Raw genomic sequence first — 17,298 nt, forward strand, 5'->3', positions numbered from 1 at the left:
CAGGGAAGCAGGCCCGACGGACTCTCAGGCGATCAGTGCGTCAGCCGCACGTGACCGCCGGGTAGGCCACGTCGTAGGTCTCGTAGAAGCCCTGACCGTCCTGCCACTTGTACGCCGCGACGCGCACCGTGCCGGCCGGCACGGACGTGGCGCGGGTGTTGAACGTCTGCGCCGCGATCTTGCCCGGCGCCAGCTTGGTGAACTTCTTCTCGCCGTACGCGGTCGTGTAGCGCACGTCGATCGGGAGCATCTCACCGTTCGTCCCCTTGACCGCCAGGTGCACGCGGCCCCCGACGCACTGGGCCTTGGCGCTCAGCTCGTCCATGACGACGTCGGGCAGGTCTGCACCCTCGACCGTGAGCGCCAGGCGCGTGACCGTACCGCTCGGGGCTGCCACGACGTACACGCCGTACTCGCCCCCCGCGGTCTCCGCCGGGACCGGCACCTCGAGGCTCGCGGCCCCGTTGGTGACCGTGCCCGTGGCCACGGCCGTCCCCGGGTTCGCCGGGTCGAACGCCGTGCCCGCAGGCACGAGGTACGCCGAGACGCCCGTGTTGGCCGGGCTGCCGAGCGACGTGAGGTTCAGACGCTTGACGTCGGCCGTGACGGACTCTCCTGCCGTGACCGTCCCCAGCCCGTCCGCGACCACGCCACGACGGGCGAAGTCGGGGGCGAGGTTCGGGTGGGTCTGCAGGTAGGAGATCCACGCGTCCCGGTCGATCAGACCCGAGTCGCGCGCGTCCGTGCCCTGCGAGAAGACCCGGAAGTTGTCGCCCCCCGTCGCGAGGAACGAGAACGTCGCGACCCGGTAGACCTTGGCCGGGTCGAGCGGCTCACCGTTGATGAGGACCGACGTGATGTTGTCACCAGGGGTGGCGTTCACGTCCGCGGTCCTCGCGGTGTAGCTGACGTTGTCCGACAGGCCCAGGGCCAGGTACGGGCGCGACGGGCGCGTGCCGTCAGGGTTGGTCTGCCACTGCTGCTCGAGCATCGTCTCGACCTGCGCGCCCGTGAGGGACACCGTCCACAGGTTGTTGACGAACGGCAGCACCGCGTTGGCCTCGGCGTACGTGATGACGCCGTCCGCACCGACGTAGAGCTCGTTGCGGAGACCGCCCGGGTTGACGACACCGAAGTCGGCGCCGCCGCGGGCCGGGTCGGCCAGCGTGTCGCGCAACGAGGTCGCGACGAGGTTCCCGAGCGTCGACTCCGACGCACGGTCGTCACGACCCGTGGAGGGCAGCGGGCCCGAGCCCGTGTACTTTCCGTCCACGTACGAGCCACCCAGGTAGGCGGTCGTGATGTCCGCCGTGACCGAGCCGACCGGCTGGGCGCCGATGACCTCGGCCTGCGCGAGCGCGGCGTCCACGATCGTCTTGACCTCGGCCACGCGCGGGTACGCCGCGACGAGCTCCGGGGCGGGCGTCGTGGTGCGCTTGACGTTCTCGACCGAGTAGTCGGTGACCAGGTCGGTCGCGGTGTCGAACGTCAGGCTCACGTGCCCGATGTTCTCGCCGTAGCTGCCGGTCTGCAGGACCGGACGAGTCCGGTCGGTCCCGGGGATCGGAGCCTCCCACGCGTACTGCTTGTGGGTGTGGCCCGTGAAGATCGCCGAGACGCGGGCGTCCGTGTCGTTGACGATCTGCTCGAACGCACCCTGGTGGGCGAGCTCCTGCTCGAGCGTCGAGCCGTCGGGCGTGCCCGCGCTCGCACCCTCGTGGTAGAGCGCGACCAGCAGGTCGGCCTCACCGTTCGCCGCGTCGCCGTCGCGCAGCTGCGCGGCGACACGGTTCACGGCCTCGACGGGGTCGCCGAAGTCGAGGTCCGCGACCCCGGCAGGGGTCACGAGCGTCGGGGTCTCCTCGGTCACGGCGCCGATCACGCCGACCTTGACGCCGTCGACGTCGATCACCGCGTACTCCGGCAGGACCGGGTTCGTGGTGCCCTTGGTGTAGACGTTGGCCCCCAGGTAGGCGAAGTCCGCCTGGTCGGTCACACGACCGGTCAGGTCCGCGAAGCCCTTGTCGAACTCGTGGTTGCCCACCGCCGAGGCGGACAGGTCCAGGGCGTTGAGCACGTCGAGCGTGGGCTTGTCGTCCTGGAGCGCCGACGCGAAGAGCGACGCGCCGATGTTGTCACCGACCGAGAGGAACGCCGTGCCCGTCGGGTTGGTCGCCCGCAGCTGCTCGACGGTCCCGGCGAACGCGACCGTGTTCGCGTCGATCCGACCGTGGAAGTCGTTGATCGCGAGCAGGTCGAGCTCCTTGACCCCGCCCGGCTCCTCGCCGCCCAGCTCGAGGCCGACGACGATCGGGTCGTGGTCGGACGAGCGGAACGCCGTGGTGTCGTACAGGTTCGAGACGTTGTAGTTGAAACGGCTGTACTCGTTCGCGATGGGCTCGACCGAGTTGATGTTCCAGATGTCGACGTCCGTGACGGCAGCAGCCGCTCCGGGCGACGCGAGCACGTGGTCGAGCGAGCCGACGAGACCGTCGAACAGGTACGTCTCCTTGCCCGTGGTGGGGCCGAGGTCGACGTAGCCCGCGTCCGTGAGGACCTTGATCGGGTCCTCCTGGGCGTAGGAGTTGAAGTCGCCCGCGAGCAGCACCTTGTCGGTGCCCGCGGTCGTCGAGACCTGGTCGGCGAACGTGGCGAGCGCCGTGGCCTGCTTGACGCGCGAGGCGTTCGAGGCGCCCTGTCCGTCACCCTGGTCGGCGTCCGCCCCCGAGCCGGAGCCCTTGGACTTGAAGTGGTTCGCGATGACGACGAAGTCCGTCGAGGCCTCTCCCCCGGCGACCCGGAAGGTCTGGGCGAGCGGCTCACGCGCGTTGTCGAAGGCCGCGACGTCGTGGATGACCGAGGCCCCGACGGTCTCGACGGCTGCCGGGCGGTAGATGAACGCCGTCCGGATGACGTCCTCCGACGCGGGCAGCGTGGCCGGGGACGGTACGAAGGCCCAGGTCCCTGCCCCGGCCGCTGCGTTGAGCCGGTCCGTGAGCGTCGAGAGCGCCGCGTCGCGGTTCTTGCCGAACACCTTCGAGTTCTCGATCTCCTGGATCGCGACGACGTCCGCGTCGAGCGCGTTGAGCGCCGCGACGATCTTGGTCTCCTGGCGCTGCAGGTTCGCCGCGTTCGCGGCACCGCGGGCGTCGCAGCCCGTCCGGACCGTGATCGGGTTGCCCTCACGGTCGGTGAAGAACTGGCACCCGCTGACCTGGTCGCCCGTCGTCGTGAAGTAGTTCAGGACGTTGAACGCCGCCACGGTCACGTCGCCGCCCACGGACTCCGGGGCGTCGGTGCGCGTGTTCGCGAACGTCGCGGGCTGGACCGCGGCCGCGTTGGCCGGGGTCAGCTCCGTGACGGGCTGGAAGTTCCAGCCGTCGAAGCGGTAGTCGAGGATCACCGGCGTCGTGAAGGTCGCGAGCGCGCCGACGCGCACCGGCGCGCCGCCGGTCAGGTACGGCAGCGGCTTGGCCTTGTTCGCCGCGTTATTGAAGTTCGTCGTCGCACCGTCGTCGAGGGTGACGCGGCGGGCGTTCGCGTCGGCGACCGCGGCTGCGGCCTCCGCGCTGCCCGGGCGACCGACCGACGTGGGCTGCCGCAACGGCTCGGTGCCGCTCGCCAGGACGACCGACCCGTAGTAGTTCGTGTCGTAGTTGTCGGCGACGACGTAGTCACCGGCGGGCTGGACGAGCATGCCCTCGAGCTTCTCGCGGTCCGCGGCCGTCGCGGGGAACGCGACGTTCGCAGGCTTGACGACCTCGGCCGGGTCCGTGAGGACCTTCCAGCCGGTCGCCGAGGGCGTGACCTGCGTCAGCCCGAAGTACTCCGAGACGACCCCCGTGACCTCGACGTGCTGTCCGACCTGCAGCGCCGTCGCCGCGGCCTTCGAGTACACGAACAGTCCGTCCGACGCGGTGTGCGTCGCGAGGTCCAGGTCGCCGCCCGAACCGGCGGTCTGGATGTAGAGGCCGTCGAAGCCTCCCGAGGGGTAGGTGGCGGTCACGACGCCGCGCGTCGTGACGGTCTGGCCCACGAAGGGGCTCGCGTCGCCCGTGCCCTGGATCTCGGCGATGGTCCTGGCCGTGCCGGGCTCGGGGTCCGGGCCGGGGCCCGAGCCGCCACCGCTGTTCTGCGGCGTCACGGTGGTGCTGACCGCGAAGTCCACGGAGTTGTCGTCCGTGTCCACGCCGGCCGTGCGGTTGAGCGAGCTGGGCACGGTGTTGGCCGTTCCCGCGGGAGCCGCCGCGGTCTCGAACGTGTTGGACGTGCCGTAGCCGAGGAGGTCCACGACCTGCGGGTTGGCGACGACCGAGCCGGGCGTGATCGTGATCGCCGAGGCCGACCTGACCAGCGCGAGCGTCCCGTTCTGCCCCTGAGGCGCGATGGTCCCCGTCGCGTCGGGCGTCGGGAGAGCAGCGCCGTTGGCGCCGTTCGAGGCCCCCTGCACGAGGTAGTAGCCGCCTGCCTTGATCTTCCCCGTGAGCGGGACGACGCCGTTCGAGGCGCCCGTGCCCGTCGCGGACCGGTACTGGACCGACCAGCCCGTGAGGTCGATGTCCGCGGCCGTGGGGTTGTAGAGCTCGACGAACTTGTTGAGGTAGGGCGCGTTGGCGCTCCCGCCGTTGAGGTACGCCTCGTTGATGACGACGGACGAGCCGTCGACCGCAGCAGATGCCGACCCCGCGGCGACCGTGCTGAGCGCCGCCGTGGCGACGAGCGACGCCGACAGGGTGGCCGCGACCACACCTCTCCTGCGTCGGGACTGATGGTGACTACCGATCACGCTGACTCCTTCGTGTCGTGGCCGGGTTCCCGGCACGCCCGCCTCGGCGCGGGTGGCGCGGGTGCAGGCTCTGGAATCCAACAGCAGGCTGATGAACACGTGGTGTCCGCCCGGTCTCCACCGGTCGAACGCCCACGTCCCCCAGGCGGACGGCACCCTCCGGCCGGGGTGCGCGACGTCGTCGTGCGCGGTCCGGTCGACGGGCACCGTCGCCCGTTCGCCTCGCACGCTATCTCACGATGCAGACACCGTGAACCTCGAAGGGCACATCCTGCCGTCGGGCAGGAGCGACGCGTGGCCGGGCCACGGTGCGCGCCGAGGGCGACAGGACCGCCCGCCGAAGGCGACGAGTACGCCCGACGAAGCGGACGCGCCAGCGCGTCCTCACGCGCGGACCCTACCGGTCGCGACGGCGCGCGGCCTGCAACGGCAGCAACGACGAGATGTCCGAGCGCTCCCCCGAGGCGCTGATGCGCCCGTCCGCGACGGCCTCCGACCACTCGACCGCACCGGTGACCAGACCGAGCCACGTCTCGGGGTCGGTCTCGACGACGTTGGGCGGGGTCCCGCGCGTGTGCCGCGGGCCCTCGACCGCCTGGACCGCGCCGTACGGCGGCACCCTGACCTCGACCGCGTGGCCGGGTGCGACCTCGGCCAGCTCCTCGAGCGTGAAGCGGACGGCGGTCGTGACCTCGGGGCGTCCGGCGGCTCCGTCCTGCCAGGCGGCGAGAGCGGTGCGGCCGACGGCCGGGTCGGTGCGGCGACGAGGAGGCATGGGTCCATCCTCCCGTGCTCGTCGCCGGGTGCGTGACTCCGCTGCGACTCTCCGGGCTGTTCGCAGCCGACTCACGCACTCGGCACGCGGGCCCTCAGGCGATCTCGAAGTCGACCCTCCGACGCTCGATCGACGCCTCGCGCAGCCGGACCCGGACCGGGTCGCCCAGCGGCAGGCCGATGCCCTCGACGCTCGCACGGACCGCAGGCTCGACGATCACGACCTGGCCGCGGACCGCGACGTGCGCATCTGGCATCGGCGCGGCGGCCGTCGTCCTCGCGGCCCGCTTGGCCGCCCGCCGACGTCGCTCCTCGTCGTTCTCGACGTCGACGACCACGGCGTCGAACACGTCACCGACCCGCCCCGTGAGCAACGCCGCCTCCACGATGTCGACGCTCGCCCGCTCGTACGAACCAGCGCGCTGACCGGTTCGCGCCATGGTGCGCGGCAGCCCTGGCAGGGCGTCACGCACCCAGACCGGCACGTCCTCGCCGGCGCACAGCGCGAGGCAGATCTCGGTCCCGTAGCGGTCGACCAGGCGGCGCAGCGGTGCGGTCACGTGCGCGTACTCCGCCGCGATCGCGGCGTGCGCGACGTCGTCGGGCACCTCGGCAGGCTGCCCCGTGCCGCCGAACGGGGCGTACGACGCCCCGCGGAACAGCGACGTCGCCTCGTTGAGGAAGGCCGCGTGCCGCGAGCTCGCCGAGTCGAGGGTCGCGAGCAGCTCGCCATAGGTCAGGTCCCGGGGCCAGTCGATGCCGAGGGCCCCGGCCGTCCGGCGCAGGCGCTCCAGGTCCCGCGGGTCCGCCGCAGGGAGCGTCCGGAAGATCCCCACCCCGCCCGACCGCATGATCCGGGCCGCCGCGATGCCGGTCAGCAGGGACACCTGCGCGTTCCAGCCCTCGACCGGGAGGGTCGAGCGGAACGCGAGCCCGAAGGACCCGTCCTCGTGCGCCACGACGTCCTGCTCGGGCACGTTGAGGGACACCCCGCCGCGCTCACGCTCGCGCGCCTCGCGCAGCAGGCCGATCTCACGCAGCAGGTCGAGCATCTGCCCCGCGTCCCCGGCGTCGAGCCGCGTCTGGACCTCCTCGTAGGTCAGCCGCGCCGTGCTGCGTACGAGCGCCCGCTCGACTCGGGCGTCTGCGATCTCGCCACGTTCGTCGAGCGTCACGTGCCAGACGGCGGCGGCCCGGTCCGCGTCCGGCAGGAGGCTCGCAGCGGCCTCGGAAAGCACCGCAGGGTGCAGCGGCGTGCGCTCGTCGGGGCCGTAGAGCGTCATCCCCCGCTCGTTCACCTCCGCGTCGAGCGCTCCGCCCGGGGTCACGAAGGCAGCGAGATCGGCGATCGCGTACCGGACGCGGTAGCCGTCCGGGAGGCGCTCCAGGTGGACCGCCTGGTCGAGGTCCATGGAGCCGGGCGGGTCGATCGTCACGAACGGGACGTCACGCAGGTCCTCGCGCCCGGTCGAGACGTCGAGCCGTGCTGCCGCGGAGGCCTCCTCGACGACGTCCGACGGGAACTCTGCGGGGATCTCCATCTCCGCGCGCAGGGCGGCGAGCGCGGTCAGGACGGGATCGACCGTCGGCAGGGTGGGAGCGACGGGCGCGACGCGCAGGTTCCGGGTGGGCACGTCCCCGACTCTAGGGGGTGTCCGGCGTCGCCGGGCGGCGCGGCAGCTCCTCACGCCGTCTCGCGCCCCGGCACACGACTGACGGCCCCAGGCCGTGGCCCGGAGCCGTCACTCGTGCGTCGGTCGCCTGCTCGCGCCGACACCGCCCGGCGAGGCCGTCCTAGAGGCCGGCCGTACCGAAGCGGTCACGCACCGCGGCGGCCTCCCCCGAGGCGGTCGCCGTCGATGCGAGCTCGTTGCGCACCTCGTCGCGCAGCTTGCCCTGGTTCCGGGGATCAGGTGCGGCCGACAGGAGGAGCTTGGTGTACTCGTGCTGCGGGTTCAGGATGACGTCGTCCGCCGGACCCCGCTCCACGATGTTGCCACGGAACATCACGATGATCTCGTCGGAGAAGTGACGTGCCGTCGCGAGGTCGTGCGTGATGTACAGAACCCCGAGGTTCTCCTCACGCTGCAGACGCGCGAGCAGGTTGAGGACACCGAGGCGGATCGAGACGTCGAGCATCGAGACCGGCTCGTCCGCGATGAGGAACCGGGCTCCCGGAGCGAGCGCACGGGCGATCGCGACGCGCTGCCGCTGACCGCCCGACATCTCGTGCGGGCGCTTCTCGGCGAAGATCGCCGCAGGTGTCAGGTTGACGCGTGTGAGGAGTTCCTCGACGGCCGCGTCCACGTCCTTCTGCGACCTGGCGACGCGATGGATCCGCAGTGGACGCTCGAGGTGGTGACGGACCGAGTGGAACGGGTTGAGCGACGCGAACGGGTCCTGGAAGACCATCTGGACGTCGTGGCGGTACTTTGCCAGGGCACGACCACGCAGCGCACTGGGCGTACCGTCGAGCAGGAGGTCGCCGGACGACGGCGTCTCGAGCTTGGCGATCATGCGCGCGATCGTCGACTTGCCCGATCCGGACTCCCCGACGATCGCGATCGTCTTGCCCGGCTCAAGGGTGAACGAGACGTCGTTCACCGCGCGCAGCCTGGTCTTCTTGAACCCGTTGCGGATCACGAAGTCCTTGGTGAGGTTACGAACCTCGAGCGTGCCCATCAGGCCACCTCTCCCGGGTTGTCTTCGGTGTCCTCGCCGGACCGGACGAAGGCTCCTCGCTCACCCGTCAGGCTGGGGAACGACGCGAGCAGCTTGCGCGTGTACTCGTGCGCTGGCGCCTCGTAGATCGCCGCCGCCGAGTTCAGCTCGACGATCTCGCCCTGGAACATGACTGCGATGCGGTCGCTGATCTCCAGGAGCATCGGCAGGTCGTGCGTGATGAACACGACCGCGAAGCCGAACTGCTCGCGCAGTCGCATGATCTCGCGGAGGATCCCGCGTTGGACGACCACGTCGAGGGCCGTCGTGGGCTCGTCCATGATCATGACCTGAGGGTTCAGCGCCAGCGCCATCGCGATCATGACGCGCTGACGCATGCCGCCGGAGAGCTCGTGGGCGTAGCTGTTCAGGCGGTTCGGGTCCACACCGACGAGCTCGAGGAGCTCGCGGCTGCGTGCGAGCTTGTCCTTCTTGGACATCCCAGGGCGGTGCGTGTCGAACACGTCGAACAGCTGCGCCTTGATGCTGATGACCGGGTTGAGGGCGTTCATCGCCCCCTGGAAGACCATGGACACCTTGTCCCAGCGGAACGCCCGGAGTGAGTCGCCCGAGAGTGCGGCCACGTCGATGTCCTGGCCGTCCTTGTCGTGCAGGACGATCTGACCGCTGGTGCGGAACGCGGGCGGCTTGAGGAGCTGGTTGAGGCCGTACGCCAGGGTCGTCTTGCCACATCCTGACTCACCGGCCAGTCCGAGGATCTCGCCGCGATGGAGCGTCAGCGAGACGTCCTTGACGGCTCGGACGACGGGCGTGACCTGGTACTCGATCGAGATGTTGTGCGCCGTCAGGACGGGTTCGGCGCCCGGCGCGGCTCCCGCGTCGCCTGCCGGCTTGGAAGAAAGGGTCGACGTGCTCATGCCTGGACCTTCTCGTCGTCTCGGTGTGCGGCGTCCGCCGGGGAAGCCGTGCTGGTCGCCTGCCGGGCGGAACCGATCTTCGACTGGTTCTTTCGTGCCTCGCGGACACGCTTGACCGCATCCGGCGCCTGGCGCAGCTTCGGGTTGATGATCTCGTCGATGCTGAAGTTGATGAGCGCGAGCCCACAGCCGAACAGCGCGATCATGAGCCCTGGAGGAACGAACCACCACCACATCTGCCGGGCGAGCGCACCGTTCGCGCTCGCCTCGTTGAGGATGGTGCCCCACGTGATCGAGCCCGAGGGGCCGAGCCCGAGGTAGGACAGCCCGGCCTCGCCGAGGATTGCCAGGAGCACGGCGCCGAGGAAGTTCGCGGCCAGGAGGGGGAGGAGGTTCGGCAGGATCTCCACGAGGATGACCCGGTGAGCCCGTTCCCCGGCCACCTTCGCAGCAGAGACGTAGTCGCGACTGCGCAGCGACTTGGCCTGAGAGCGCAGCACGATCGCTGCCCCCGCCCATCCGGTGATGCCGAGGATCAGTGCGACGATCCACAGCGAACGTGTCGCGAGGTAGGCAGAGATCACGATCACGAGCGGGAGGCCCGGGATCACCAGCATGACGTTGGTGATGAACGAGAGGATCTCGTTGGTCCACCCACCCACGTAGCCGGCGACGATCCCGAAGAAGAGGGAGAGGACGAGGGCGATCGCACCGGCCAGGAGACCGACCATGAGCGACCCCCCGCCACCATGTGCGAGCTGCGCAAAGATGTCGCTGCCCAGATGGTTCGTGCCGAGCCAGTGCTCGGAGCTCGGAGGGAGGTACTGCTTGTTCTCGGTGGATCGGGGGTTCTGGGTGAAGAACGGAGCGATGACAGAGAACGCGATGATCCCGATGACGAGCACCAAGCCGGCGACGAGCTTGCCTGAGCGGCTCGGCAGCATGGCGCGGACTCCGCGCTTCGGGGCGACCACCTGCTGGCCGAGACGTCCTGCTGCCAACGCAGCGGGCGATGCGATCGGAATGTCGGGAACGATTCCGGGTGTGTCCTTCACGGGGGGCAGGCCGTCCACCACCACCGAGTCTGCCGGCGCGGCATCGGCGGCGGCGTTCACGGTCTCTGCCTCACGGATGTCGTCAGCCATTGTTGCGCGTCCTCGGGTCGATGAAGCCGTAGATCATGTCCATGAAGAAGTTCGCGGCGAGCACCGTCACGGTGATGACCAGGAACGCCCCCTGCATCAGGGCGAAGTCGTTCCCCTGGACGGCGGTGAAGAGCAGCTTGCCGATACCCGGGTAGCTGAAGACCTGCTCCATGACGACCGAGCCGGCGACGACGAAGCCGAGAGAGATGCTGAACCCGGCGATCGACGGCAGGACCGCGTTGCGGGTCGCGTAGGTCGTCGCGACCCGGAAGGGGCGCAGCCCCTTGGCCTCGGCCGTGGTGACGTAGTCCTCCGACAGGGTCGAGACCATCATGTTGCGCATCCCGAGGAGCCACCCGCCGATCGACGAGAGCACGATCGTCAGTGCCGGGAGGAATCCGTGGTAGACGACACTGCCGACGAACGACCAGGACCATTCAGGCCCGTTGTCGTATCCGAAGATGTCGTAGCCACCGATGATCGGGAACCACCCGAGATTCACGGAGAAGATCGAGACCAGGATGAGCGCGATCCAGAAGTACGGTACGGACTGAAGGAGCGTGGAGGCCGGGATGATGTGGTCGACCCAGGTCCCTCGCTTCCAGCCGACCCATGCCCCACCACCGATGCCCAGGAGGAAGGAGAGGACTGCTGCGAGGCCCACGAGGCCCACCGTCCACGGCAACGCGTTGCCGATCAGTTCGACGACGGGCTCGGGGTAGTAGGTGATCGAGATGCCGAGGTCGCCGGAGAGTACCTTGCCCCAGTATGCGAGGTACTGGTCCCACAGCGTGGCGTTGTCGTCACCGCCGAAGAGGAGGTCGATGCTGTTCTGCATCGCGGGAGTCAGCTCGCCGCCCTTGCGGACGAACTTGTCGATGAAGATCTGCTTGGGATCCCCCGGCATGAGCTTGGGGAGCAGGAAGTTCAGGGACACAGCCGCCCACAGAGTCAGCCCGTAGAACGTGAACCGACGGACGTAGAACCTCATGATGCATATCCCTTGCTGCTCGACACTCCTCTTCGGCGGTCAGACATCAGTTCTTCGGCTCGAGCTTGGAGAGCACGATGCCGAGCGAGACCGTGCTCCATGACGGCGGGAAGGCGTACAGGTCGTCATCGGTGGGCCAGCCCGTGAAGTCCTTCGTGTCGACGAAGGTCTGGGTCGCGTTCACGACGATCGGGATGTACGGGAGGTCGCGGGTGATCTCCTTCTGGATGACCGCGTACTGCTCCTTCTTGGCGTCTTCGTCGTTCGTCGCGGCAGCTGCGGTGACGGCGGCGTCGACGACAGGGTTGGAGTAGCGCACGTAGTTGAAGCGACCCGACTCGAGGACCTCACCCACGGGGCCCGTGTACTCGGTCGACATCCACTGGCGGTAGATCGAGAACGGGTCGTCGAGGGACGGACCGGTGATGCCACCGACCATGAGCTCGTAGGTGCCCGCGACGCGCGCGTCGGACATCTCCTGCTGCGACACCTTGTTGTGCGTGACCTGCATGCCGGCCTTGGCTGCCTGTGCAGCAACCAGGTCACCGACCGCGTTGTAGTCGGTCCAGCCGTCGACCGTGACGAGGGTCATCGCGACCTTCTTGCCGTCCTTCTCGTAGATGCCGTCTGCACCCTTGGTGTAGCCGGCACCTTCGAGGACGGCAGCCGCGGCGGCTGCGTCGGCCGTCTGCGGGCTCTCCTTCGCGACGTCCGGGGAGATCCACCGGTCGTCACGGCCGAGCAGCGCGAACGTCGGCGAGGCGACGGCGGCCTGCCCCGCGAAGGCCTTCTCGTTGATCTCGCCGCGGTCGATCGCGAGGTCGAGCGCCTGGCGCACGGCGGCGTCGGTCTGGATGCCCGTGCAGCCGAGCGCGACGGTCGAGCAGGTGTAGAGCGTCGTGGGGTCCTGCGGCGTGTTGAGCATCGTCAGGCGACCGTCGCCCGTGATCCGCTCGGGGTCAGGGACGAACATGCCGGCCCAGTCGACCTTGCCCGTGGTGAGCAGGTCCTCGGCGCTTCCGTTCTTGTCGATGCCGAGGTAGCGGACCTTCTTGACCTTGGGCGCGCCGGCCCAGTAGTCCTCGTTCGCGACGACCGTGTAGCCGGCCTCGGTCACGGCGTCCGCCTTGTAGGGGCCCGTGCCGACCGGGTTCGCGTTCGGGTCGGAGACGATGTCGGCCATCTTGGAGAAGATGTGCTCGGGGACGACCAGGGCGGTGCCGAGGAGCTGGACCTCGGACGTGAACTGCGGCGAGTTGAACGTCCACTTGACGCTCGTGTCGTCGACCTTCTCGACCGAGACGATGAAGTCACGCTTGGTGGCCGCGTTGGTGTGCGAGTAGATGACGTCGTCGACCGTGAAGTCCTCGCCGTCGGTCCACTTGACGCCCTCGCGGATCTTGACGGTCAGCTCGAGGCCGTCCTCGGACCACTCGAACGACTCGCCCAGACGAGGCTCGGGAGCACCGGCCTGTGCCTTGTTGTAGTAGAAGAGCGGCTCGTAGATCGCGCCGTTCGCCGCGTGCAGCGGGTTGGGCGAGTAGGGGTTGAAGTTCGCGACCACGGGGGTCTGCGAACCGGCCCACACGTTCAGGACACGACCCGCGTCGCCGCCCCCCTCGGTCTTCTCACCACCAGAGCTGGAGCAGCCGGCTGCGAACATCGTCACGCCGGTCACCAGGGCAACCGTCGTGAGCAGGCGCTTGCGCGCCACGCTTCGAATCATCATCGGTCCTCTCGAGTCGTCAACGCGTCGTCACGCTGATCGGCCGCTCGCCACCGTGCGAGCTCGTGGCAGGAACACTAACGAATCCCGAGCAGGCTTCCGACCAATACAACAGGAAAGTTACCTAAATGAAATCTGACCGTTCGATGCCGCGCCAAGAACCGCTAGATCCTGCCGATTCCGGTCGTGCCGCGAGCCCAGCGAGCGGTGCGCAGTGCACAACGAATCGGCCCGGCGGGCACGCTCGTGCGTCACGTGCCCGCCGTGGGAACGATCCGACCACGACCTTCCGGAAGCCTCCTAGAGGCTCGCGAGCGCCTCGTCGACCGCTTCCCGCGCCGCGCGCGCGACGTCCAGGTCCGTGACCTCGTAGCCGGACCCGCCCCCGCCACCGGGGCCGCCGTCGTCGGACAGCGTGCGCTTGGCCGAGAGGTGGACCGCGTCCACCCCGGCGGCCACGAGCGCCCCGACGTCCTGCGGGCGCACTCCCCCGCCCGCCTGGACCTGCACGCGCCCCGCGCAGTGACGTGCCATCTCCCGCAGCCGGTCGACACCGTCGATGCTGCTCGGGGCGCCGCCCGAGGTGAGGACACGCGTGACGCCCAGGTCCGCGAGGAGGTCGAGCGCCGCCGTGACGTCCTCGACCACGTCGATCGCCCGGTGGAACGTCACGTCACGCCCGCTCGCGGCCGCGACGAGAGCACGCACCACGTCCGCGTCGACCAGACCGTCGGCCGTGAGGGCGCCGATCACGACCCCGGACGCCCCCGCTGCCACGGCCGCGCGGACGTCGCGCACCTGTACGTCGAGCTCTGCCGCGCTGAACACGAACCCGCCCGCGCGCGGCCGGACCAGGGGGTGCACCTCGACGGGCACGCCGTCCCCCGCCACCTCGGCCGCAGCCGCGACCGCGGCCTCGACGAGCCCCACGCTCGGCGTCAGCCCACCCGTCGCCCCGAGCGCCGCGCACAGCTCGACGCGGCGTGCGCCGATCTGCGCGGCGATCCGCACGCCGTCGGTGTCCTGGACTGCGATCTCGAGGGCGACCTCGCGTGCCATGTGGGGATGCTCCTTGGGTCGGGGTCGGCACGCCGCAGCGCACCCGTGTCAGCGGTCAGCGTAGACCCGACGCCGTCACGGGCGCCTCGAGCGTCCCATCCGTCCGGGCGTCCGGACGTCCGGACGGGACAGAACCCCCGGGACGACGACGGGAGCCGCGCCCTCCGCGCGCCGCGAGGCGCACGGAGCGCACCGCTCCCGTCGGTCCGCCGGGCCCGGAGGCCCTGCGGGTGCGTCAGATGACGCCCAGCGAGATCATCGCGTCGGCGACCTTGGTGAAGCCCGCGATGTTCGCGCCCAGGACGTAGTTGCCGGGCGCGCCGTACTCGTCGGCGGTCTCCTCGCAGCGCGAGTGGATGCCCTCCATGATGTGCGCGAGGCGCTCCTCCGTGTACTCGAACGTCCACGCGTCCCGCGAGGCGTTCTGCTGCATCTCGAGGGCCGAGGTCGCGACGCCGCCCGCGTTCGCCGCCTTGCCCGGGGCGAAGAGCACGCCGGCGTCCTGCAGGAGCGAGACCGCGCCCGGGGTCGTGGGCATGTTGGCGCCCTCCGCGACCGCGACGACGCCGTTCGCGACGAGCTGCTTCGCGTCCTGCTCGCTCAGCTCGTTCTGGGTGGCGCACGGCAGCGCGACCGTCGCGGGGACGTCCCAGATGCTGCCGCCCGTCACGAGGCGCGCGCCGGGGCGGCGCTCGACGTAGTCGGCCACGCGCCCGCGCTCGACCTCCTTGATCTGGCGGAGCAGGTCGACGTCCACGCCGGCCTCGTCGACCACGTAGCCCGAGGAGTCGGAGAAGGACACCACGTTCGCACCGAGCTGCTGGGCCTTCTGGATCGCGTAGGTCGCGACGTTCCCCGAGCCGGAGACGACGACGCGCTGGCCGTCGAAGGTCTGGCCCTTGGTGCGCAGCATGTGGTCGGCGAAGAACACCGTGCCGTAGCCCGTGGCCTCGGTACGCACGAGGGATCCGCCCCAGCTGATGCCCTTGCCCGTGAGCACGCCGGACTCGTAGCGGTTGGTGATGCGCTTGTACTGGCCGAACAGGTAGCCGATCTCGCGGCCGCCCACGCCGATGTCGCCCGCGGGGACGTCCGTGTACTCGCCGATGTGGCGGTAGAGCTCGGTCATGAACGACTGGCAGAAGCGCATGACCTCGCCGTCGGACTTGCCGCGCGGGTCGAAGTCCGAGCCGCCCTTGCCGCCGCCGATGGGCATGCCGGTGAGCGAGTTCTTGAAGATCTGCTCGAACCCGAGGAACTTGACGATCCCGAGGTACACCGAGGGGTGGAAGCGGAGGCCGCCCTTGAACGGGCCGAGGGCCGAGTTGAACTCGACGCGGAAGCCACGGTTGATCTGGACGTGGTTCCGGTCGTCGACCCACGGCACGCGGAAGATGATCTGACGCTCGGGCTCGCAGATGCGCTCGAGCACGGCGGCGTCGACGTACTGGGGGTTCTTCTGGAGCACCGGCCCGAGCGAGTCGAAGACCTCGCGAACCGCCTGGTGGAACTCGACCTCACCAGGGTTGCGGGCGAGGACCTCGTCGAAGACGGACTGCAGACGACTATCCATGGAGTGCTCCTCGGCAGGGCGGGCTTTGAACCGCACCAGGTTACGTACTCGTAAACATCGCCGTACTCCCGTCCCACTCTGGGAGACGCCAGGCTCATGACCTGGGACGCCGCCCTTGCTCGAGGCAACAGTTCGAGGGTCCGGTGCAGGAAACCTCCGTCCACCCTCTGAGAATTCTCGACCTGATCGGTGCAGATTCCCCCCGCCGGGGCTATACCCCTACCCAGAGGTCACGAGCACCAGCGCGAAGCCCCGGCTCGCTGGTCAGCAACCCCTTCACGACGGGGTGCTCCGGGAGATGACCTGGCCGCGCCGGCACGACGCGGCAAGCGTGCAGCACGACGACAGTGAGGAAGCGATGACCCAGCACCCCGAAGCACCCCGCCCGACGCAGACCGACGACCCGCGACCGGCCGTGGTGACCCTGGTCGGCAACCCGCGGCCCGGTTCACGGACCTTGACCGCCGCCCGGACGGTCGCAGCCCGAGTCGCCGACCACCTGGGCCTCGCCCCGGCCGACCCGGCCGACCCGGTCGACCCAGCCGGGGCCCCGCAGACCGGGCCCTCCCGGACAGGGCCGTCACCGGCCACGATCGACCTCGCCGAGATCGCCACCGAGATCCTCGCCCCCGAGCACCCGCGCGCCGACACCGCGCGGGACATCGCCGCGAGCGCCGCCGTACTGGTCGTCGCGACGCCCGTCTACAAGGGCTCGTACACCGGGCTGCTCAAGGCGTTCCTCGACCTCTACGGCCCCGACGGCCTGGCCGGGGTCGTGGCCGTCCCGGTCGTGGTGTCGGGCAACCCCGCGCACGCTCTCGCGGGCGAGGTGCACCTGCGCCCGCTCCTCGTGGAGCTCGGCGCGACGGTCCCCGCACGCACGCTCACCCTCCTGGACTCCCAGCTCGGCGAGGCCGAGCTCGCGAGCACCGTCGACGCCTGGCTCGACCGTGCGGGAGGCCCGTTGCTCCGGGCGGTGAGCGCCGCCGTCGGGCAGGACGTCCCCACCCACCGGACCGCTCCCGAGCTCGCCGAGGTGACCCGATGACCGCCGAACCCACGACCCGCTCCGACGTCGCGGGCCTCGCCGGGCTCGAGGCCCTGCTCCACGAGCAGGACGAGCCGCAGCTCAGCGCCGACGCCTACAAGGCCGTGTTCCGGCAGCACCCCGCGGGCGTGGCGGTCGTCGCGCTCGAGCACGAGGGCCGCCCGGTGGGCTTCACGGCGACGTCGGTCATCTCGGTCTCGGCCGCGCCGCCGCTGCTCGCGTTCTCGCTCGCGTCGACCTCGTCGTCGTGGCCCGCGATCTCCGCGGCCCGCACGGTCACGGTCAACTTCCTCAGCGCCGACCAGGACGACGTGTCGGCGCGCTTCGCGACGAGCGGGATCGACCGCTTCGCAGCCGGCGGGTGGTCACCGCTCGACTCCGGGGAGCCCGTGATCGACGGCGCGCTGTCCTGGGTGCGCGGGCGCATCATCCAGCGCACGCCCGTGGGCGACAGCTACCTGGTCTCGCTGCGTGCGCTCGCGTCGGGGACGCGCAGCGACGCGACGCCGCTCGTCTACCACGACCGGTCCTACCACCGGATCGGGGACCACTCGGCTCTCTGAGCCGCACGGACCGGGGCCCGACGGCGGAGCGCGC

General features: G+C 70.1%; 12 protein-coding genes and 1 riboswitch. Of the genes, 2 read left to right on the forward strand and 10 right to left on the reverse strand.

Features of this window, described 5'->3' with window-relative positions:
• Positions 1-40: 40 nt before the first annotated feature.
• The 10 genes from ACFRCR_RS08480 to gdhA form a co-directional block, all read right to left on the reverse strand.
• Entirely contained in the window at positions 41-4,747 is a 4,707-nt protein-coding gene (locus ACFRCR_RS08480; RefSeq protein WP_377676730.1) for an ExeM/NucH family extracellular endonuclease, read from the reverse strand.
• A 436-nt stretch (positions 4,748-5,183) separates the two neighbouring features.
• Positions 5,184-5,561, reverse strand: a complete 378-nt coding sequence (locus tag ACFRCR_RS08485; protein ID WP_377676732.1) for a sterol carrier family protein — start codon at positions 5,559-5,561, stop codon at positions 5,184-5,186.
• A gap of 94 nt (positions 5,562-5,655) precedes the next feature.
• Positions 5,656-7,194 carry an RNB domain-containing ribonuclease gene (locus tag ACFRCR_RS08490; protein ID WP_377676733.1) on the reverse strand — a complete coding sequence of 513 codons (1,539 nt, stop codon included), beginning with the start codon at positions 7,192-7,194 and terminating at the stop codon, positions 5,656-5,658.
• A 160-nt stretch (positions 7,195-7,354) separates the two neighbouring features.
• Entirely contained in the window at positions 7,355-8,242 is an 888-nt protein-coding gene (locus ACFRCR_RS08495; protein WP_377676735.1) for an ABC transporter ATP-binding protein, read from the reverse strand.
• Entirely contained in the window at positions 8,242-9,159 is a 918-nt protein-coding gene (locus ACFRCR_RS08500; protein ID WP_377676737.1) for an ABC transporter ATP-binding protein, read from the reverse strand. Before ACFRCR_RS08500 ends, ACFRCR_RS08495 begins: the two co-directional genes overlap by 1 nt.
• Entirely contained in the window at positions 9,156-10,103 is a 948-nt protein-coding gene (locus ACFRCR_RS08505) for an ABC transporter permease (RefSeq protein ID WP_377676739.1), read from the reverse strand. Before ACFRCR_RS08505 ends, ACFRCR_RS08500 begins: the two co-directional genes overlap by 4 nt.
• Positions 10,104-10,296: 193 nt before the next feature.
• Positions 10,297-11,295, reverse strand: a complete 999-nt coding sequence (locus ACFRCR_RS08510; protein WP_377676741.1) for an ABC transporter permease — start codon at positions 11,293-11,295, stop codon at positions 10,297-10,299.
• A gap of 46 nt (positions 11,296-11,341) precedes the next feature.
• Positions 11,342-13,024 carry an ABC transporter substrate-binding protein gene (locus tag ACFRCR_RS08515; protein ID WP_377676743.1) on the reverse strand — a complete coding sequence of 561 codons (1,683 nt, stop codon included), beginning with the start codon at positions 13,022-13,024 and terminating at the stop codon, positions 11,342-11,344.
• A gap of 297 nt (positions 13,025-13,321) precedes the next feature.
• Complete coding sequence (locus ACFRCR_RS08520) at positions 13,322-14,080, reverse strand: copper homeostasis protein CutC (RefSeq protein ID WP_377676745.1); 759 nt, start codon at positions 14,078-14,080, stop codon at positions 13,322-13,324.
• Between the two features lie 235 nt (positions 14,081-14,315).
• Positions 14,316-15,653: an NADP-specific glutamate dehydrogenase gene (gene gdhA / locus ACFRCR_RS08525; protein ID WP_377676747.1), complete on the reverse strand. Its 1,338-nt coding sequence runs from the start codon at positions 15,651-15,653 to the stop codon at positions 14,316-14,318.
• A 228-nt stretch (positions 15,654-15,881) separates the two neighbouring features.
• Positions 15,882-15,991: riboswitch (SAM riboswitch) on the forward strand.
• A gap of 20 nt (positions 15,992-16,011) precedes the next feature.
• Between gdhA and ACFRCR_RS08530 the strand changes: the two genes are divergently transcribed.
• Together ACFRCR_RS08530 and ACFRCR_RS08535 are read left to right on the forward strand one after the other, a co-directional pair.
• The gene (locus ACFRCR_RS08530) at positions 16,012-16,701 is read left to right on the forward strand and encodes an NADPH-dependent FMN reductase (RefSeq protein ID WP_377676749.1); all 690 of its coding nucleotides are present in this window, start codon (positions 16,012-16,014) and stop codon (positions 16,699-16,701) included.
• Entirely contained in the window at positions 16,698-17,264 is a 567-nt protein-coding gene (locus ACFRCR_RS08535; RefSeq protein ID WP_377676751.1) for a flavin reductase family protein, read from the forward strand. Before ACFRCR_RS08530 ends, ACFRCR_RS08535 begins: the two co-directional genes overlap by 4 nt.
• The last annotated feature ends 34 nt before the right edge of the window (positions 17,265-17,298 follow it).

The sequence above is a fragment of the Oerskovia sp. NPDC056781 genome (assembly GCF_042789955.1).
GTDB classification, from domain to species: domain Bacteria; phylum Actinomycetota; class Actinomycetes; order Actinomycetales; family Cellulomonadaceae; genus Oerskovia; species Oerskovia rustica.